This window comes from Roseateles sp. FW301-B2 (assembly GCF_058788955.1).
Genome location: NZ_JBYTBE010000019.1, coordinates 1 through 18,221 on the forward strand (window position 1 = coordinate 1; position 18,221 = coordinate 18,221).

The 18,221-nt window shown below is 70.8% G+C and carries 16 protein-coding genes; 12 read left to right on the forward strand and 4 right to left on the reverse strand.

The window, feature by feature from the left end; all coding sequences use genetic code 11:
• The first annotated feature begins 136 nt into the window (after positions 1–136).
• The 4 genes from AC3WQY_RS14125 (at position 137) to AC3WQY_RS14140 (ending at position 3,735) form a co-directional block, all read left to right on the forward strand.
• The gene (locus AC3WQY_RS14125; protein WP_492709218.1) at positions 137–1,057 is read left to right on the forward strand and encodes a class I SAM-dependent methyltransferase; all 921 of its coding nucleotides are present in this window, start codon (positions 137–139) and stop codon (positions 1,055–1,057) included.
• A 92-nt stretch (positions 1,058–1,149) separates the two neighbouring features.
• Positions 1,150–1,740, forward strand: a complete 591-nt coding sequence (locus tag AC3WQY_RS14130) for a LysE family translocator (RefSeq protein WP_285234470.1) — start codon at positions 1,150–1,152, stop codon at positions 1,738–1,740.
• 10 nt (positions 1,741–1,750) lie between these two features.
• A complete protein-coding gene (locus AC3WQY_RS14135; RefSeq protein WP_492709221.1) occupies positions 1,751–3,193 on the forward strand; it encodes an aminotransferase-like domain-containing protein in 1,443 nt (480 codons plus the stop codon).
• Between the two features lie 71 nt (positions 3,194–3,264).
• A complete protein-coding gene (locus tag AC3WQY_RS14140; protein WP_492709223.1) occupies positions 3,265–3,735 on the forward strand; it encodes a c-type cytochrome in 471 nt (156 codons plus the stop codon).
• Between the two features lie 6 nt (positions 3,736–3,741).
• Here AC3WQY_RS14140 and AC3WQY_RS14145 read toward each other — a convergent pair whose 3' ends face one another.
• A complete protein-coding gene (locus tag AC3WQY_RS14145; protein WP_285234467.1) occupies positions 3,742–4,179 on the reverse strand; it encodes a universal stress protein in 438 nt (145 codons plus the stop codon).
• Positions 4,180–4,347: 168 nt separating this feature from the next.
• Between AC3WQY_RS14145 and AC3WQY_RS14150 the strand changes: the two genes are divergently transcribed.
• The 3 genes from AC3WQY_RS14150 to AC3WQY_RS14160 all read left to right on the forward strand — a co-directional run bounded on the left by AC3WQY_RS14150 (position 4,348) and on the right by AC3WQY_RS14160 (position 7,024).
• Complete coding sequence (locus AC3WQY_RS14150) at positions 4,348–4,599, forward strand: DUF3297 family protein (protein WP_285234466.1); 252 nt, start codon at positions 4,348–4,350, stop codon at positions 4,597–4,599.
• Positions 4,600–4,687: 88 nt separating this feature from the next.
• On the forward strand, positions 4,688–6,652 hold the full coding sequence (locus AC3WQY_RS14155) for an RDD family protein (protein WP_492709226.1): 1,965 nt from the start codon (positions 4,688–4,690) through the stop codon (positions 6,650–6,652).
• A 3-nt stretch (positions 6,653–6,655) separates the two neighbouring features.
• Positions 6,656–7,024, forward strand: coding sequence for a hypothetical protein (locus AC3WQY_RS14160; RefSeq protein WP_492709228.1), 369 nt, complete (start codon positions 6,656–6,658; stop codon positions 7,022–7,024).
• Between the two features lie 25 nt (positions 7,025–7,049).
• Here AC3WQY_RS14160 and AC3WQY_RS14165 read toward each other — a convergent pair whose 3' ends face one another.
• From AC3WQY_RS14165 to AC3WQY_RS14175, 3 genes are read right to left on the reverse strand one after another with little or no spacing between them, the layout of a single operon-like run.
• Positions 7,050–7,175 (reverse strand): hypothetical protein, encoded by a 126-nt coding sequence (locus AC3WQY_RS14165; RefSeq protein WP_492709230.1) that lies wholly within the window; start codon positions 7,173–7,175, stop codon positions 7,050–7,052.
• Positions 7,176–7,188: 13 nt separating this feature from the next.
• The gene (locus tag AC3WQY_RS14170; protein WP_492709232.1) at positions 7,189–9,600 is read right to left on the reverse strand and encodes an FtsX-like permease family protein; all 2,412 of its coding nucleotides are present in this window, start codon (positions 9,598–9,600) and stop codon (positions 7,189–7,191) included.
• Positions 9,597–10,340, reverse strand: coding sequence for an ABC transporter ATP-binding protein (locus AC3WQY_RS14175; RefSeq protein WP_492709234.1), 744 nt, complete (start codon positions 10,338–10,340; stop codon positions 9,597–9,599). Before AC3WQY_RS14175 ends, AC3WQY_RS14170 begins: the two co-directional genes overlap by 4 nt.
• A 94-nt stretch (positions 10,341–10,434) precedes the next feature.
• On the opposite strand from AC3WQY_RS14175, the gene AC3WQY_RS14180 reads away from it, so the two are divergent.
• The 5 genes from AC3WQY_RS14180 (at position 10,435) to AC3WQY_RS14200 (ending at position 18,211) form a co-directional block, all read left to right on the forward strand.
• Positions 10,435–11,013, forward strand: a complete 579-nt coding sequence (locus AC3WQY_RS14180; RefSeq protein WP_285234463.1) for a TetR/AcrR family transcriptional regulator — start codon at positions 10,435–10,437, stop codon at positions 11,011–11,013.
• A 94-nt stretch (positions 11,014–11,107) separates the two neighbouring features.
• Positions 11,108–12,154, forward strand: a complete 1,047-nt coding sequence (locus AC3WQY_RS14185) for an ABC transporter substrate-binding protein (protein WP_492709237.1) — start codon at positions 11,108–11,110, stop codon at positions 12,152–12,154.
• 41 nt (positions 12,155–12,195) lie between these two features.
• Positions 12,196–14,388: a helicase-related protein gene (locus AC3WQY_RS14190; protein WP_492709239.1), complete on the forward strand. Its 2,193-nt coding sequence runs from the start codon at positions 12,196–12,198 to the stop codon at positions 14,386–14,388.
• Between the two features lie 182 nt (positions 14,389–14,570).
• Positions 14,571–16,379 (forward strand): FAD-dependent oxidoreductase, encoded by a 1,809-nt coding sequence (locus AC3WQY_RS14195; RefSeq protein ID WP_492709349.1) that lies wholly within the window; start codon positions 14,571–14,573, stop codon positions 16,377–16,379.
• Positions 16,376–18,211 carry a 2-oxoacid:acceptor oxidoreductase subunit alpha gene (locus AC3WQY_RS14200; protein WP_492709241.1) on the forward strand — a complete coding sequence of 612 codons (1,836 nt, stop codon included), beginning with the start codon at positions 16,376–16,378 and terminating at the stop codon, positions 18,209–18,211. The genes AC3WQY_RS14195 and AC3WQY_RS14200 overlap by 4 nt, the downstream gene beginning before the upstream one ends.
• Positions 18,212–18,221 lie beyond the last annotated feature (10 nt).

Consider the following 18,221-nt stretch of genomic DNA (forward strand, 5'->3'; position numbering starts at 1 on the left):
GCGCTGCCATGGGGGCAAGGTCGAGGGTGGAAGCGGAGGACACGGGCGGGCCTTGGACGGGCGTTGGGAACAAGCCGCGACTGTCGGCGAAACTGCCGGCGCTGACAATCCGTGTTGACCCATCAACGCCGCCCCCATGCAAGCCCTGCTCTCCGCCATCGCCACCATGGCCCTGCCCACCGAGGCCCAGCGCATCTTCCACGGCCGCGGCGGCCTGCATGCCGGCTGCGAGCAATGGGCGCTGGACGCATTCCCGCCGGTGTTCCTGCTCACCAGCTTCGCGCCCGCCAGCGCGCCCGAACTGGCGGCCGTGCAGGCGGCGCTGGCGGCGCGCTGGCAAGACCTGGCCCCGGGCCAGGCGCTCAACTGGGTCTACCAATGCCGGCACGAGGGCCAGGCCGAGACGCGCCTGATGGCGGGCAGCGTGCCCGCGCCGCATGTGGTGAGCGAGCAGGGCCTGCGCTACCTGGTGCATGTGCTCAAGGGCCAGAACCACGGCCTCTTTCTCGACATGGCCGAGGGCCGGCGCTGGGTGGGCGAGCAGATGGCCGCCCGCCCGGGTGCCAAGGTGCTGAACCTGTTCGCCTACAGCTGCGCGTTCTCGGTGGTGGCGCTGCGGGCGGGCGCGCGCCAGGTGCTGAACATGGACATGAGCGCCGGCGCGCTCGCGATCGGCCAGCGCAACCACCAGCTCAACGGGCTGGCCGCGGGCGCCAGCTTCCTGGCCCACGACATCTTCAACTCCTGGGGCAAGATCACGCGCGGCGGCCCCTACCAGCTCGTCATCCTCGATCCGCCCAGCCACCAGAAGGGCAGCTTCGTCGCCAGCAAGGACTACGCGCGCCTGATGCGCCGCCTGCCCGAGCTGCTGGCGCCGGGCGGTCAGGCCCTGCTGTGCCTCAACACGCCCAAGCTGGGCATGGCCTTCCTACAGGAGCAGATGCAGGCGCTGGCACCCGAGCTGGTGTTCCGGCAGCGCCTGGCCAACCCCGCGGCCTTTGCCGACATCTCGGCCGAGCGCGCGCTCAAGGTGCTGGTGTATCAGGCGCCGGGCTGATACAGCAGCGCGCCGTGCGGGCGCGCTTGTCTCTTGGTGCGGCGGCGGGCCCCTCTTAGGCTTTGCGGACCTTGAACCAGGAGCCCGCGCCGATGTCTGAACTGCTGCCCTTGATGACCTACTGCTTCGTGATGTCCAGCACCCCGGGGCCCAACAACGTCATGCTCACCACCTCGGGCGCCAACTTCGGCTACCGCGGCGCGCTGCCGCAGATCCTGGGCATCAATATCGGCGTGGCGCTGCAGACCTTGGTCTGCTGCCTGGGCCTGGGCAGGCTGTTCGCCAGCGCACCGCTGCTGCAGGACGGGCTGCGCATCGCGGGCGCGCTCTACCTGATCGTGCTGGCCTGGAAGCTCAGCGGCGCCGGCGGCATCGTCAGCAGCGGTGCTGCGCCCCGGCCGGCCAGCTTCTGGCAGGGCCTGATGTTCCAGGCGGTGAATCCCAAGAGCTGGGTCAAGGCGGTGACGATCGCCTCGGTCTTCATGCCCGCCGGCCTCGGCCCGCTGCAGGGCGGCCTGGTGGCGGCGCTGCTGGGCTCGGTGATCGGCTTTCCCTGCAGCTCCAGCTGGGCCCTGTTCGGCGTGGCGATCCGGCGCTGGCTGGACGACCCGCGCAAGCGCCGCGTCTTCAACCTGAGCATGGGCGGCACGCTGCTGGTGCTGGCGATCAAGTTCCTGGCCTAGACTGGTCGCGATGTTCTCCATCGACCGCAACTCCCCCACCCCGCTGGCCGATCAGATCGAGGCGCGCCTGCGCGGCCTGATGCTGGGCGGCCAGCTGCCGGCCGGTGCCAGGCTGATGTCGATACGGCAGCTGGCGGCGCAGCTGGCGGTGAGCCCCAACACCGTGGTGGCGGCCTACGACCGGCTCGCCGCCGCGGGCCTGATCGACAGCCAGGGCACGGCGGGCTATTTCGTCAATGCCGGGGTGGCCGCGTTGCTGCCCGATGCCGCGGCGCTGGAGGCGGGTGAGGAGCAGGAGCCCGTGTGGCTGGCCCAGCAGGCCAACGACCAGCGCGCCGGCCTGCTGCTGGCCAGCAGCGGCGCCCTGCCCGCCAGCTGGCTGCAGGACGCCGTGCCGGCCAGCACGCTGACGCGCGCGCTGGCGCGCAGCCCCGCCGGCATGGCCACGCGCTGCCCGCCCCAGGGCCTGCCCGAGCTGCGCGAGCGCATCGCCATGCTGCTGCGCAGCCAGGGCATCGCCGCGGATGCCGGCCGCGTGCTCACCACCTTCGGCGGCACCCATGCGATCGACCTGATCTGCCGTGCCCTGCTGCAGCCCGGCGATACCGTGCTGGTGGAGAACCCCGGCTACTTCCTGATGTTCGGCCGCCTGCGCGAGCTGGGCCTGCGCCTGCTGCCGATCACGCGCCGCCCCGATGGCATCGATCTGGACGAGCTCGAGACCGCCTGCCGCGTGCACAAGCCGCGCCTGCTCTTCGTCCAGACCACCCTGCACAACCCCACCGGCTGGGGCAGCAGCCCGGCCAATCTGCACCGTCTGCTGATGCTGGCCCAGCGCCATGGCCTGCTGATCGCCGAGGACGATGTGCAGGGCCATTTCCACCCCGGTCACCCGACCCGGCTGGCCGCGCTCTCGGGGCTGGACCGGGTGATCTACTACTCCAGCTTCTGCAAGGCGGTGAGCCCGGCGCTGCGGGTGGGCTATATGGCCGCCGAGCCCGCGCTGCTGCGCGCCCTGCTGCGCGAAAAGATCTACCAGGTGCTGACCACCGCCGCGCTCAACGAGCTGGTGTTCCTGGAGCTGCTCGCCGCGGGCCGCTGGCGCAAGCATCTGGAGCGCCTGCAGCGCAAGCTCATCACGGCGCGCAACAGCTGCCTCAGGCAGCTGGGCGAGGCCGGCATGCAGATCGACACGCCCAGCGAGGGCGGCCTGTTCCTGTGGGCCGCGCTGCCGCCGGGGGTGGATGTCGAGACCCTGGTGCAGGACGCCTACCGCAACCAGATCCTGCTGGTGCGCGGCGCCACCTTCATGGCCGACGGCGCGGGCGATCCGCACCTGCGCTTCAATGTGGCGCAGAGCCAGCAGCCGCGCCTGGCCAGCTATCTGCGCGAGCGCATCGCGGCGGTGACGGGCGCGCAGCAGGCGCTGGCGCGGGTGGTGGCCAGGCCTTGAGGCAGGGCAAGGCCCGGCCTCGGGCGCGGCTCACAATCGGGCCTGGCAGCCAAGCACTGGAGGTGCCGACCATGAGCAAGCTTTCAATCGTCGCGATCGCGGCCGCATTGCTGAGCGCCTGCGCCGTCGAGGTGCAGAACCTGCAACCGGCGCAGGAGCTGGCCCGCCAGGCCAGGCCGCCCGGCTCGGTCTACACCGGCTGGCGCGTGTTCCAGGACAAATGTGCGCGCTGCCACGGCCCCGCCGCCACCGGCACGGCGGGCGCGCCCGACCTGCTGCCGCGCGTGCAGCAGATGGGCTCACGCCGCTTCGTGGGCCTGGTCTTGCAGCGTTATGACTGGAACCTGCCGGCCGCGCAGGCCGGCAGCGAGGGCGCCGCGCGCGACGCCCTCATCGAAGCGGTGCTGCAACGCCAGGCCGGCGCGCTCAGCATGCCCGCCTGGCAGGGCAACCCGGAGGTCAACGCCCATATCGCCGACCTCTACGCCTATCTGTCGGCGCGCGCCCAGGGCACGCAGGGGCCGGAGCGCCCGCTGCCCTGAGGGGCCTCAGCGCCACACCAGCACCGGCACATTGCTGTGCGTCAGCACCTTCTGGGTCTCGCTGCCCAGCAGCATCGACTTGAAGCCGCGCCGGCCATGCGAGGCCATCGTGATGAGGTCGCATTCGCGCGCCTTGGCGGTGCGGATGATGGCCTCGAAGGGATGTTCGTCGGCCACCGACAGCACATCGCAAGCCACCTTGCACTCGGCGGCGGCCTTGCTGATGGCCGCCAGATAGCGCGCGGCGCGCGCCTCGGCCTGGGCCATATAGGTCACCTTGGTGTCCTCGACCATCTCGACGTCATAGGCGAACACATGGAAGGGCTGGATCACGTGCAGGCCCGTGACCCTGGCGCCGCATTCCTGGGCCAGCATCATGGCCTTGGCGATCACCAACTCGGAGGCGGCGGAACCGTCGGTAGGCAGGAGCAGATGCTTGAACATGGCGCACTCCTTTCGGCAGCCGGGGGAAGAACCCCCTATTCATAAGCTAGGCCGCGGCAGCACGCTTGCAAGCCTGGCGCTGCAAGCTTGTTGCGCCCGGACAAGCCCGCGCGCCAAATCCTGGAAAATCACGCCTTACCCATCCTCTATTCGAGATCCAGAACCCCCATGACCGACGCAGCCCAAGCCAGCCCCGCCATGCCCGACCGCCTTTCGGTGGACCCGCGCAGCCCCTTCCACGATGCCGCCGTGTTCGAGCGCGACATCGGCATCCGCCTGAACGGCAAGGAGCGCTTCGATGTCGAGGAGTACTGCATCAGCGAAGGCTGGGTCAAGGTGCCCGCCGGCCGCACCGTGGACCGCAAGGGCCATCCGCTGATGATCAAGCTCAAGGGCAAGGTGGAGGCCTTCTACAAATAAGCCGGCGCATTCGGCTACCATCGCCTAACGCCGCGACAGCGGGCGCAAGACAGATAACAAACCCGGCAAACCGGGGCGAAGGGTGGGCGTGCAAGAGTTGAAACCTGCGGGTCTGAAGGTCCGTGCGATGGCGCTCGCCATCGATCTGCTGCTGCTCTATATGGTGCTGGCGCCGCTGGGCTGGCTGCTGCGCGGCGATGCCCTCGGCGCCGGCCCCGGCACGCTGGCGGCGCTGACCCTGGCCGCCGTGAAATGGCTGCTGCCCAGCGCGCTGGTGCTGGGTTTCTGGCATGCCTGCGGCGCCACGCCGGGCAAGCTGATCTGCGCGCTCCGCATCGTCGATGCGTCCGATGGCGGCCGACCCGCCCTGGGCCGGCTGGCATTGCGCTGGCTGTTCTGGTTGCTGTCGGCCCTGCCCCTGGGTCTGGGCCTGTTGTGGACCGCGATCCACCCGGCGCGCCAGGGCTTGCACGACAAGTTCGCCGGTACGGCCGTGGTGCGCAGCGCGCCGGCCAGGCCGGCGGAGTCCGGCGCCGCACCGGCGCTTGCACCGCTGCGGGCCTATCTGCTGTCGCACTGGCTGGGTGAGCTGCCCTTGGCCGTCAGCTTCTGGCTCAACACCGTGCTGGTGGCGCTGCCGCTGCTGGCCGCCGCGCTGGGCCTGGCGATGCAGGTCAACGTGCTGGGTTCGCTGCTGAGCCTGGGCAGCGCGGCCCTGCTGGCGGTCTGGGCACTGCTGTTGCTGGCGCTGTGCTGGGCCGTGCCGGGCTGCTGGCGCGCCGCCAGCGCCTATGCGCGCTCGGGGCCCGACCCGCGCCGCGCGCTCGCGACGCATGCGGCCCTGGTCGTGCTGACGGGCCTGGTGCTGATCGCCAGCGTCGTCGATGTGTTGCCGCGGGCCGGGCAGTATCTGCAGCTGGCCGGTGGCAGCGATCCGCTCGGCAACGCCGCCATCACGCTGTCCGAGGATGGCGGCCGCCTCGCGCTGAAGGGCCCGCTCGGGCGCGGTGACGGGGCCGAGTTCATGCGCATCGCGGCCGACGCCAAGCGCCTCAGGGTGCTGGAGCTGGAGTCTTCCGGCGGGCGCCTGGCCGAGGCCCAGCGCATCGCCGATTTCGTGCATGCCCGCAAGCTGCGCACGCGGGTGACCGGCAACTGCGAAGGCGTCTGCGCGCTGATCTTTCTGGCGGGCGCCGAGCGTCAGATCGTGCCGGCCGCGGCGGTGAGCCTGAGCGGTGCCGCCACGGGCCTGTTGAGCCCGCTGCTGGCGGGGCCGGTGGCCGTCGAGCTGGCGTCGCGCTACCGAGCCCTGGGTCTGCCCGAGCCCCTCATCGCGCGGCTGCTGCAGGCCGGCCCGGGTTCGCGCTGGCAGCTTGCGCGCACGCAATGGGAGGACGCCGGCCTGCTCGACCCCGCACCGGCCACGCTGGACGTGGCCCTGCCGGCGGCGGAGGCGGCCGATGCGCGCTTCGAGATCGCCGAGCACCTGCGCGGACACCCCGGCTGGTACTGGCTGAATCGCTATCTGCCCGGCCTCATCGATGCCGCGGCCGAGCGCATGGCGGCGGCGCTCGCGCAGGGCGACGAGGGTCTGGTGCAGGCCGAGGGCCAGGCGCTCGTCGCCGCCCTGCTGCCCGGGCTGCTGCAAAGCGCCGGCAACGAACTCCGGGTCGCTTATCTGGCGATCTGGAGCGATCAACTCAAGAGTGCCCGCCAGCTGGGCCCGATGCAATGCGCGGCGCTGCTGGCCGGGCAGGCGGGCGTCAAGCGTCAGCTGGACGAAGCGCTGATCGGCCGGGAAAGCGCCTGGCTGGTGCAGGCCGCGATGCAGGGCGAGGGCGCCGACTTCCGCCCGGTGAATGCCAACGAGCAGGTGGTGCTGCAGCACCGTCTGGGCGAGCGCGCACCGGCCATTCTGGCGGGCCTGTTCCAGGCCGGCCGCAAGGGCCAGCGGCGCCAGGACTGCGATCGCAGCATCGAGATTCTTGCGCTCGTGAACGCGCTGCCGCTGAATCTGCGCCAGGTGGCGGCACGCGCCATCTTTCAGGACTGAGCCATGCGCAAGGCCTTGCCACTGCTTGCCGTCGCGCTGTGCCTGCTGCTGGGCCTGGGCCTGGCCTATCCCGAGCAGGCCCGCGCCCGCTTGCACCAGGCCGTGGAGGCCGGTCGCGCGCTCGTGCCGGGCCGCGGTGTCGAGGCGGTGCACAAATGCGTCAAGGGCGCGGCGGTGCAGTACAGCAGCGCGCCCTGCCCGGCCGGCAGCGAGGAGGTGGCCATGACGCGTGGCACGGTGACGGTGATCGCGGCGCCGGTCGCGGCGGTGGCCGCGTCGGCACCGGCCTCGCTGCCGACGGTGCGCGATCTGCTGACCCCGCCCGGCGAGGTGGACCTGCAGCAGCGCCGCATCGACCGGGCCACGCGCTGACGCAGGGCCTGGCTGGCCCCTCCGCTCAGCGGCCGTGCAGCCGCTTCAGCAGCGCCAGCGCATCGACGTCGCCGAGCAGCCAGACGGCGGCACCGGCCAGCAGCACGAGCAGGAGGGCCCACAGCAGGGCGAGAGCAAGTTTCTTGTTCATGGCGTTGTTGGCATCAGTAGCTGTTGAGGGTTTCGCGTATCGTCAGCCGCGCGGCGCGGCGCGCCGGCCAGGCGCTCACCAGCAGCGCGCCGGGCAGCAGCAACAGCAACCACAGGCCCAGCGCCAGCGGTGAGAGCTGCAGCAGCAGTTGCTGTGGCGAGATCGCGCCCAGCACCGCGCCCACGCGGGCCGAGAGCCCAGTGGCGAGCAGCAGGGCCAGCAGCACGCTCAGCAGGGCGATCACCAGGCCCTCGGCCAGCACGCTGCGCAGCACCGCGGCCGAGCCCGCGCCGATGGTGCGCAGCACGCCAAACTCGCGGGTGCGTTCCAGCACCGCGCTGCCCAGCGCAGAGGCCAGGCCCAGCAGGCCCACCACGGCCATCAGGCCGGCGATGAAGGCGAGGGCGTAGACGAGGATGTAGACATGGCCACCCTGGGCGGCGCCAAAGCGCGCTTCGGTGAGCAGGAACTTCACGCCCATGCCGGCCCCTTCCAGCGCGGCCACCAGCGCCGTGGCACTCTGCTCGGTGTCGCTGCCATCCCGCAGCGCGATGCGCAGGGCATTGCTGTGGCCGGCCGTGCCGGTCAGCTCGGCATAGCTTTCCGGCGTGGTGTAGAGGGCGCTGGGGGTGAGCGGCTCCTTGATGATGCCTACCACCAGCAGGCGCTGCGGCCGGCCCGCGATCTCCAGGTCCAGCCAGTCGCCCGGCCGCGCGCCGCGCAGGCCTGACGCCTGGCTGGCGCCGCTGTTGAGCACCACGCTGCCGCGCTCGCCCGCGCGCAGCCAGCGGCCGGCGCCGAGGCGGTGCGCGATCAGGGCGGTGGCGGGCGGTGCGGCGCGCAGCGCCAGGCTGCCATGGCCGCCGTCGGGATAGCTGTGCACCACCTCCAGCCCGCCGCCCTGATGCAGGGAGGTGGCGCTGATGCTCCAGGATTCGAACGCGCGCAGGCCCGGCAGGGCGCCGCGCAACAGCGGCTCCAGCCGCGCCAGCGGCTGCGGCTGTTCCAGGCGCAGCTCGAGATCGAAATGCCGGTCGGCCGCCGCCTCCTGCACGCGCGCCTCCCAGGCCGCACGCAGGTTCAGGCTGGTGATGAACATGGCACCCGCGCCGCCCAGCAGCAGCAGGGTCATGACCAGGCGGGCGCGGCGTCGGAAGGTGTTGCGCAGCGCCAGGGTCAGGGCCGCATCGCCCAGGCTCAGGCGCGCCAGCAGCCGGGCCAGGCCGCCGCTGTCGGCCGCGGCGCTGGCGCTCACGCCATGGTCGTCGATGGCGGCGCGCACGGTGCGCCGTGCCGCCAGCCAGATCGGCAGCAGCGTGGCCAGCAGCGGCGCGACGATGCCGACGCCCACGCTGGCGGGCAGCATCCAGCCGGGCAGGGCCAGGCTGTCCAGGCGCAGATTGAGCAGCTGCGCCACCAGGCTCATCAGGCCGCGCCCGGCCGCCCAGCCGAGCGGCCAGCCGATCGCCACGGCGGCCAGGCCCAGCAGGCCCACCATCAGCAGATAGAGCGTGGCGATCTGGGCCGAGCGCGCGCCGATCGCCTTCATGATGGCGATCTGGCGCCGCTGCTGGGCCAGCAGGCCGCCGATGGTGCTGGCCGTCAGCACCGCGCCCAGCAGCAGGCCCAGCAGGCTGAAGATCAGCAGCATGCCCACCACCGTCATCATCTGCGACTGGTGCGGGTGCAGGCGCGGCGGCGGGATGCGCGCCTGCAGCACCGGCTCGCCCTGCTCGGCCAGCCAGGCGGCGAGCCGCTGCACCTCGGCCTCGATCGCCGGCAGCTCGGCATCGTCGTGCAGCCGCAGCTTGAGCAGGTTCAGCGGCAGCGGCTGGCCGCGCTGCGCCAGCGTGGCCTGGCTGACATAGGCGTAGACGGTCTGCTCCTGCCAGGCCGGCGCCACGCCGGGGTCGTGCACGGTGCCAGCCACGCCGATGCCGATGCGGCCGGCCGCGGGCAGCTCGACCTGCACCTGGCTGCCCACGCGGGCTTGGCTCATGGCCATGGCGCTGCGCTCGATCAGCAGGCTACCGGGCGGCGGCGGCCAGCTGCCGCTGTCGGCGTGCACGCGGTTGATCTGCCAGGCCTCGAAATCCGGCACCACGAACAGCATCAGCGGCATCCAACCCTGCGGGCCGACCTGGATGCGGCCAAGCAGAGTGCCGCCCAGCTCGGCGCCGCGCACGCCGGGCCGGGCGCGCAGGCGCTGCAGCAGCGCAGCCGAGGGCTCGTGCTGCAGCTCCAGCTGGGCCGCGGCGGGCTGGGTGCCCAGGTAGTTGAGCGGCACCTCGCGCGCCAGCACCAGGTAGGCGCTCAGCATCGTCACCACGCCGGCCATGCTGGCCGCCAGCGCCGCCACGATCAGCGCCATGCGGCCACCGCTGTGCTGCATATCGCGCCAGATCTTGGTCCAGCGCGGGCTCATGCCGCCACCCGCGCGGTGGCCGAGTCGTGCACCAGCCGGCCGTCGCGCAGCAGCAGGGTGCGCGTGAAGAAGTGCCCCAGCTCGCGCTCGTGGGTCACGGTCAGCACCGTCTTGCCTTCGCGCGTGAGTCCCGCCAGCAGGCCCATCACCTCATCGGCGGTGGCGGAGTCGAGATTGCCGGTGGGCTCGTCGGCCACCAGGATGGCCGGGTCGTTGGCCAGCGCCCGGGCGATCGCGGCGCGCTGCTGCTGGCCGCCCGAGAGCTCGGCCGGCAGCTTGTCGGCATGCTCGACGATGCCCAGGCGCTGCAGCAGATCGAGGGCGCGTGGGCGGCGCTCGCGGGCCGGGTAGCTGCCGCAGAAGTCCATCGGCAGCATCACGTTCTCGGCCACCGTCAGCGTCGGCAGCAGCTGGAAGAACTGGAACACCACGCCCACCTGGCGGCCGCGCCAGCGCGTCAGCGCCTCCTGGCTCATGCGGTGGATGGGCTGGCCGGCCACCAGGATCTCGCCGCTGCTGGGGCTGTCGATGCCGGTGAGCAGATTGATCAGGGTGGTCTTGCCGCTGCCTGAGGGGCCCATCACGGCCACGCATTCGCCCGGCTGGATGCGCAGGCTCAGGTCTTGCAGCGCGGTGCAGGGGCGCGCCGCCGATGCGTAGCGCTTGCTCACGCCGTGCAGGGCGATCAGGGCGGGGGTCAGGTCTTGCGGCATCGGGTCGCTGCTCTTGTTGCTTGGCATGGACCCGAACATACTGTTCAGCAGACCAAAAGCCCCGAACAAGCCGGCAGCGCCTGTTCGTTAGCGAATATCCAGCACCGCTTTGTTCGAGAACATGCCAGAACTTGTTGTCAAACCGCCCGATCGCCGCGCGCAACGCAGCCGCGAGCTCCTGCTGGAAGCCCTCTTCTCGCTGATGTGCGAGCGCGGCTACGAGCGCCTGACGATCCAGAACCTGCTGGACCGCGCCGGCGTCGGCCGTGCCACCTTCTATGCCCATTTCGAGAGCAAGGACGAGCTGCTGGGCCACAGCGTGCAGGGGCTGCGCGGCTGGCTGGAGTCGGCGCGTGCGCCGGATCGGCGTCTGGGCTTCAGCCTGGCCTTCTTCCAGCATCTGGCCAGCCACCGCCAGCTCTACCGCATGACGGTGGCGCGCGAGAGCGAGGTGAGCGTGGAGCGCCATATGCGCGCCATGCTGCGCGCCCTGGTGCATGCCGAGCTCGCGCAGGGGCAGCCGCCCGGCCAGGGCGGCGCGGCGGTGGATCTGGCCACCCAGTACGTGGTGGGGGCGCTCTGGTCGATGCTGGTGTGGTGGATGGACGAGGCGCAGGACTGGAGCGCCGAGCGCGTCAACGAGCTGTTCGAGCGCATGACCTTTCCCGGCCTGGACCTGACCCTGGGCACGCGGTTTTAGGGCCCCCCTGGGTCGCGGCGGCTTTTGCGGCGAAAATGCCCGCTTGCCCGCCACCTTCCCCCACTTCCGCACGCTGATGAACCGCCGCCGCCTGATGGCCCTGCTCGCAACCGGCATGGCCGCGCCGTCGCGGTCGGCCTGGGCCGAGCTGCCCACGCTCAAGGAGCTGGAGCGTGCCGCCCGTGCCGAGGGCCGCATCCACAGCCTGGGCATGCCGGACAGCTGGGCCAACTGGCGCGATACCTGGGCCGAGCTGCGCCGCCTGCACGGCCTGGTGCACAGCGACCGCAACATGACCAGCGGCGAGGAAATCGCGCTGCTGGAGGCCGAGGGCAAGGCCGCCACGGTGGACATCGGTGATGTCGGCTTCGAGTTCGGCGCGATTGCACGCAGCCGCGGCGTGACGCGCCCCTACAAGCCCAGCAGCTGGGCCGAGATTCCCGACTGGGCCAAGGATCCCGATGGCCATTGGGCGCTGGCCTATACCGGCACCATCGCCTTCATGGTCAACACCCGCCGCCTGCCCAAGCCGCCGCGCAGCTGGCAGGCGCTGTTCAAGGGCCAGTACCGCGTGCTGCTGGGCGAGGTGGGCCCGAGCGCGCAGGCGAATGCCGCGGTGCTGGCGGCGGCCGTGGCCCTGGGTGGCAACGAAACCCAGCTGCAGCCCGCGCTGGCCCAGTTCGCGCCCATGCACCGCGAGGGGAGGCTGCTCTACATCTACCCCGGCCCGGTGCCGATGAACCAAAACCTCGCCGATGTGCATGTGATGTGGGACTTCGTCGCGCTGGCGATGCGCAAGCGCGTGCCCAACCCGGGCGACTACGAGGTCTTCATTCCCGAGGACGGCTCGATCACCAGCGGCTACACCACCATCATCAACAAGCATGCGCCGCATCCCAATGCGGCCATGCTGACGCGCGAATACATCTTCAGCGATGCCGGCCAGGCCAATCTGGCGCGCGGCCATGCGCGCCCGATCCGCGTCGACAGCCTGGAGCTGACCCCCGATGTGGCGCGCGGCCTGATCGACGGCAGCCAGTACAAGGCCTCGCGCGCCCTGCATCCCGCCATCTGGGCCTGGGAGGCGAAGAAGCTGACCAAGCTGTGGCAGGCCGAAGTGCTGGCCCGGGCTTCCAAGTAACTCTCTTTGCTCCGCGTGCCCCTCAAGCCGGCACGCTCTCCATGCCCATTACCAAGCTCCTGCCTCATCCCCGCCATGCCAGCCGCCTGCCCGCCGAGATCGGCCTGGAGGAGTTGCAGCGCATACGCCAGGCCGCCTACCAGCTGCCGCAGGTCTGCACGCCGGCCGATTTCGGCGACGCCCATGAGGACGAGCTGGATCGCCTGGGCCTGATCCTGCTGCAGAAGGCCGTGGCGGGCACGCGCCCCAGCCGCTGGATCGCCCCCGCGCTGATGGCCACGGCGCTGCGCCATCTGGACGTGGTGGGAACGGCGCCCACGGTGCGCGCGCAGATGCAGCAGCGCACGGCCCAGCTGGAGGCGCTGGGCCTGCGCCGCGAGGGCCTGGCCTGGAGCCGCTTGTGCAGCCAGACGCTGACGCTGGACCGCCCCGGCTGGCGCGTGCCGGTGGCCTACCGCGTGCCGCAGGACGAGGCGCCCGTGTGGGACTTCTACCGCAGCGGCGAGGCGGCCGCGCTCAAGGCCGCGCTGGGCACCGCGCCGCGCTATGCCCAGGCGGCCGAGCTGCAAGCGCATCTGCAGGGCCTGCTGGCGCGCAGCGAGGCCTTCCACGAGGAACACCTCGATTCGCTGCTGCCGCGCCTGCAGGCCGAATGCGCCACGCCGCAGGCCCTGGCCGAGCTGAAGGCCGGCTGCACGCGCGCGCAGGACCGCTGGGAACACCGCGTGGCCGAGCTCAACACCCTCGCCGGCCTCACCAGCGAGCTGGCCTTCCAGGGCTATCCCGACACCTTCGACGTGGCGCGCCGCATGCAGCGCAGCGTCACGCTCTATGTGGGCCCGCCCAACAGCGGCAAGACCCATGCGGCCTTCGAGCGCCTGGCGGCCGCGCATGATGGCGCCTACCTGGCGCCGCTGCGCCTGCTGGCGCTGGAGGGCCGCGACCGCCTGGTGGGCCGCGGCGTGCCCTGCTCGCTGCTCACCGGCGAGGAGAACGTGCCGGCCGATGGCGCGCGCGTGGTCTCCAGCACCATCGAGATGGTCAACACCAACAAGCCCATCGACGTGGCGGTGATCGACGAGGCGCAGATGCTGTTCGATCTCTACCGCGGCTGGGCCTGGACCCAGGCCATCGTGGCGGTGCCGGCCAACGAGGTCATCATCATCTGCTCGGCCTATGCGGTGCCGGCGATCGAGAACCTGCTGGGCCTGTGCGGCGAGCGCTGCACGGTGCGGCACTTCGAGCGCAAGCAGGAGGTGCAGCTGCTGCCCGCGGCGGTGCCGATCGCGGCGCTCAAGAAGGGCGATGCGGTGGTGGCCTTCAGCCGCCGCGAGGTGCTGATGCTGCGCGACCAGATCGCACAGGCGGGCCATCCGGTCTCGGTGATCTACGGCGCCCTGCCGCCCGAGGTGCGGCGCCGCGAGGCCGAGCGCTTTGCCAATGGCGCCAGCCATATCCTGGTGGCCACCGACGCCATCGGCATGGGCCTGAACCTGCCGATCCGCCGCGTGCTCTTCAGCACTATGACCAAGTTCGACGGCCAGGCCGACCGCGCGCTGAGCGTCTCCGAGGTGCACCAGATCGCCGGCCGCGCGGGCCGCTACGGCATGCACGACGAGGGCTTCTGCGGCGTGCTGCGCGAGGCCGAGCCCAGCGCCGCGCGCACCCTCAAGGAACTGCTGCCCAAGCAGCCGCGTGCGCCGCGCGACTTCAAGGCCGCGGTGGCGCCCAACTGGTGGCATGTCTCCACCATCGCCGACCGCATGGGCCTCAACAAGCTGCGCGCGGTGCTGGACGTCTTCATGGACCAGCTGCGCCTGGACGATGCCCATTTCGCGGTGGCCGAGCTGGAGCAGATGCTGGAGCTGGCCGATCAGCTGGACCGCAGCGCCGGCACGCTGGGCCTGAAGCAGCGCTTCATCTACGCCCAGGCGCCGGTGGACACGCGCACCGACGCGCAGGTGCAGGAGTTCCTCGACTGGACGCACCGCCACGCCGTCACCGGCTCGGCCGGCTCGCCCTGGTTCCTGGAAGACGTGGACGAGCACAGCCGCCTCGACCGCATGGAACAGGCGCTGCGCAGCTGCACGCTGTGGCTGTGGCTGGACCTGCGCTTCCCCGGCATCTTCGGCCAGGTGGACGCGGTGGTGGACCTGCGCAGCCGCCTCAACGACGGCATCGAGCGGCATCTCAAGGGCAAGAAGCCCTTGTGGCAGACGCGCGGCCGGCGCTGAGCGCCGGCACGGGTTTGACGCGTGTCAGTCTTTGCCCAGCTTTGTGCCTGGGCGGGTTTGCCCGCGTCTCCCAAGCCGGTGCACCCGGCGTAGACTGGCCCGCGTAGTGAGGCCCCAGCTTGGCGCACGACGCCCGGAGTTGGTGAGTGCCTCGCACCGTTCCAGCACAGGAGGCGACCCAGGTGCAGCGCAGCGATACCCAAGACCCGGCCTATTTCCACAAGGTCGTTGATTGTCAGTGGGCCTGCCCGGCCCACACGCCCGTCCCCGAGTACATCCGCCTGATCGGCCAGGGGCGTTACGACGACGCCTATATGGTGAACTGGGTCTCCAACGTCTTCCCCGGTGTGCTCGGCCGTACCTGCGACCGCCCCTGCGAGCCCGCCTGCCGGCGCGGCCGGGTGGAGGAAAAGAACGTCGGCGAGAAGAAGCCGGAGGCGGTGGCGATCTGCCGCCTCAAGCGCGTGGCGGCCGACCACAAGAGCCAGGAGCTGCGCGCCCTGCTGCCCAAGCCGCTGCCGCGCAACGGCAAGAAGGTGGCTTGCGTGGGCGCCGGCCCGGCCTCGCTGACGGTGGCGCGCGACCTCGCCACCCAGGGCTATGCGGTCACCGTGTTCGATGGCGAGACCAAGCCCGGCGGCTTCATCCGCAGCCAGATCCCGCGTTTCCGCCTGCCCGAGAGCGTGATCGACGAGGAATGCGGCTACATCCTGGGCCTGGGCGTGGAGCTGCGCGCGGGCCGGCGCATCGAATCGATGCGCACCCTGCTGGCCGAGGGTTATGACGCCGTGTTCGTGGGCTGCGGCGCGCCGCGCGGGCGCGACCTGCAACTGCCCGGCCGCCAGGAGGCGGGCGAGCGCATCCGCATCGGCATCGACTGGCTGGCCTCGGTCTCCTTCGGCCATGTCACGAGCGTGCAGCCGCGCGTGATCGTGCTGGGCGGTGGCAATACCGCGATGGACTGCTGCCGCTCGGCGCGCCGCCTGGGCGCCAGCTCGGTGACGGTGGCGGTGCGCAGCGGCTATGCGCAGATGAAGGCCTCGCCCTGGGAGAAGGAGGATGCCGAGCATGAGGGCATCCCGATCCTGGACTTCCATGTGCCGCTGGCCTTCGAGCATGAGGGCGGCAAGCTCACCGGCATGCGCTTCAAGAAGGCGCAGACCGGCGAGGAAGTCAGCATCCCCTGCGACGAGGTGCTGATCGCGGTGGGCCAGGAGAACGCCTTCCCCTGGATCGAGCGCGATGCGGGCATCGCCTTCAACGAGCATGGCCTGCCGCTGCTGGACGCACAGAGCTTCCAATCCAGCCTGCCCCAGGTCTTCTTCGGCGGCGATGCGGCCTTCGGCCCCAAGAACATCATCACCGCGGTGGCGCATGGCCACGAGGCGGCGGTGTCGATCGACCGCTATCTGCACGCCGAGCCGGTGACGAAGCGCCCGCCGCCGCATGTCAACCTGCTCTCGCAGAAGATGGGCATTCACGAGTGGAGCTACGACAACGGCATCACCAACGAGTTGCGTCACAAGGTGCCCTGGGCCGCCGCCGAGAAGGCGCTGGCCAGCATCCGCGTGGAGGTGGAGCTGGGCTTCGACGCCGCCACCGCCTTCAAGGAGGCGCAGCGCTGCCTCAACTGCGATGTGCAGACGGTGTTTACCGACAAGCTCTGCATCGAGTGCGATGCCTGCGTGGACATCTGCCCGATGGACAGCATCAGCTTTGTCGAGAACGGCGCGGAAGCGGACTTGCGGCAGCGCCTCAAGGCACCGGCGCTGAACCTGGCCCAGGACCTCTACGTCAGCGGCACGCTGAAGACCGCGCGCGTGATGGTGAAGGACGAGGACGTCTGCCTGCACTGCGGCCTGTGCGCCGAGCGCTGCCCCACCGGCGCCTGGGACATGCAGAAGTTCCTGCTGCTCACCACCAAGGCCGGGCCGGCCTGCCGCGACACCCCCGCACGTGCCCCGCTTGCAGAGAGGAAGGTGACAGCATGAGCCGCATCGAAGCCGTCAACGACTTCGTCGTCAAGTTCGCCAACGTCAACGGCTCGGGTTCGGCCTCGGCCAACGAGCTGTTCGCCAAGGCCATCCTGCGCATGGGCGTGCCGGTCAGCCCGCGCAACATCTTCCCCAGCAATATCCAGGGCCTGCCCACCTGGTACGAGGTGCGCGTCTCCGAGGCCGGCTGGCTGGGCCGGCGCGGCGGCGTCGACATGATGGTGGCGATGAACCCGCAGACCTGGGACCAGGACGTCAAGGAGATCAGCCCCGGCGGCTATCTGTTCTACGACAGCACCAAGCCGCTGCCGCCCGAGGCCTTCCGCAAGGACGTGGAGGTGATCTCGATGCCGGTCACCGCGATCTGCAACGCCACCTACGAGGACTCGCGCCAGCGCCAGCTGTTCAAGAACATCATGGTGCTGGGCGCGCTCTCGCAGCTGATGGACATGGACCCGGCGGTGATCGAAAGGCTGTTTGCCGAGCAGTACCGGGGCAAGGAGAAGTTGCTGGACTCGAATGTGCGCGCCCTGCATGCGGGCCGCGAGTTCGCGCGCGACCACCTCACGTCCCCCGATGGAAAAGGCCTGGGCCTGAAGGTGCGGCGCGCCGACAAGGTGGGCAATCGCATCTTCCTCGACGGCAACAGCGCGGCGGCGCTGGGCTGCGTGTACGGCGGCGCCACCGTGTGCGCCTGGTACCCGATCACGCCCTCGTCCTCGGTGGCCGAGGCCTTCGACAAATACTGCAGCAAGTACCGCGTCGACCCCGCCACCGGCCAGCATCGCTACGCCATCGTGCAGGCCGAGGACGAGATCGCCTCCATCGGCATGATCACCGGCGCGGGCTGGAACGGCGCACGCGCCTTCACCGCCACCTCGGGGCCGGGCGTCTCGCTGATGACCGAGTTCCTGGGCCTGGCCTATTTCGCCGAGATCCCGCTCACCATCATCGATGTGCAGCGCGGCGGCCCCTCCACGGGCATGCCCACGCGCACCCAGCAGGCCGACCTGATCAGCAGCGCCTATGCCTCGCATGGCGACACCAAGCATGTGCTGCTGCTGCCGCAGGACCCGCGCGAATGCTTCGAGCATGCGGCGGCGGCGCTGGACCTGGCGGACCGGCTGCAGACCCCGGTGTTCGTGATGACCGATCTGGACATCGGCATGAACCAGCGCCTGTGCGAGCCGCTGGCCTGGGACGAGAGCCGCACGTACGACCGCGGCAAGGTGATGACGGCCGAGGAGCTGGAGGCCGGCAAGGATTTCGGCCGCTACAAGGATGTGGACGGCGACGGCATTCCCTGGCGCACCCTGCCCGGCACGCACCCGACGCGCGGCGCCTATTTCACGCGCGGCACCACGCGCGACGAATATGCGCGCTACTCCGAGGCGGGACCCGACTACCTGCGCAATGTCGAGCGCCTGCTGCGCAAGTTCGCCACCGCCGCGACGCTGGTGCCGCAGCCGGTGCTCAAGCCCGCGGCGCAGAAGACGCGGCTCGGGGTGATCTATTTCGGCTCCACCGCGCCGGCCATGGACGAGGCGCTGGAAGCGCTGGACGCGGCCGACATCCATCTCGACGGCCTGCGCCTGCGCGCCTTCCCCTTCCCGCAGAGCGTGCGCGACTTCATCGCCGCCCACGACCAGGTCTTCGTGGTGGAGCAGAACCGCGACGCGCAGATGCGCACCCTGCTGATCAACGAGCTGGAAGTGGCGCCGGCGCGCCTGACCAAGGTGCTGCACTTCGACGGCACGCCCATCACCGCGCGCTTCATCACGCAGGCGATCACGCGCCATGTCCATGCTTTGGCAACCACCCCGCGCTAGGAGAGCCGCC

Excerpts from the sequence above, each read along its gene's own strand:
- AC3WQY_RS14130 (WP_285234470.1), top strand. The coding sequence starts at position 1,150 with ATGTCTGAACTGCTGCCCTTGATGACCTACTGCTTCGTGATGTCCAGC.
- AC3WQY_RS14175 (WP_492709234.1), bottom strand. The coding sequence starts at position 10,340 with ATGCCAAGCAACAAGAGCAGCGACCCGATGCCGCAAGACCTGACCCCC.
- AC3WQY_RS14165 (WP_492709230.1), bottom strand. The coding sequence starts at position 7,175 with ATGAACAAGAAACTTGCTCTCGCCCTGCTGTGGGCCCTCCTGCTCGTG.
- AC3WQY_RS14150 (WP_285234466.1), top strand. The coding sequence starts at position 4,348 with ATGACCGACGCAGCCCAAGCCAGCCCCGCCATGCCCGACCGCCTTTCG.
- AC3WQY_RS14145 (WP_285234467.1), bottom strand. The coding sequence starts at position 4,179 with ATGTTCAAGCATCTGCTCCTGCCTACCGACGGTTCCGCCGCCTCCGAG.
- AC3WQY_RS14135 (WP_492709221.1), top strand. The coding sequence starts at position 1,751 with ATGTTCTCCATCGACCGCAACTCCCCCACCCCGCTGGCCGATCAGATC.
- AC3WQY_RS14180 (WP_285234463.1), top strand. The coding sequence starts at position 10,435 with ATGCCAGAACTTGTTGTCAAACCGCCCGATCGCCGCGCGCAACGCAGC.
- AC3WQY_RS14125 (WP_492709218.1), top strand. The coding sequence starts at position 137 with ATGCAAGCCCTGCTCTCCGCCATCGCCACCATGGCCCTGCCCACCGAG.
- AC3WQY_RS14200 (WP_492709241.1), top strand. The coding sequence starts at position 16,376 with ATGAGCCGCATCGAAGCCGTCAACGACTTCGTCGTCAAGTTCGCCAAC.
- AC3WQY_RS14185 (WP_492709237.1), top strand. The coding sequence starts at position 11,108 with ATGGCCCTGCTCGCAACCGGCATGGCCGCGCCGTCGCGGTCGGCCTGG.
- AC3WQY_RS14170 (WP_492709232.1), bottom strand. The coding sequence starts at position 9,600 with ATGAGCCCGCGCTGGACCAAGATCTGGCGCGATATGCAGCACAGCGGT.
- AC3WQY_RS14160 (WP_492709228.1), top strand. The coding sequence starts at position 6,656 with ATGCGCAAGGCCTTGCCACTGCTTGCCGTCGCGCTGTGCCTGCTGCTG.
- AC3WQY_RS14190 (WP_492709239.1), top strand. The coding sequence starts at position 12,196 with ATGCCCATTACCAAGCTCCTGCCTCATCCCCGCCATGCCAGCCGCCTG.
- AC3WQY_RS14140 (WP_492709223.1), top strand. The coding sequence starts at position 3,265 with ATGAGCAAGCTTTCAATCGTCGCGATCGCGGCCGCATTGCTGAGCGCC.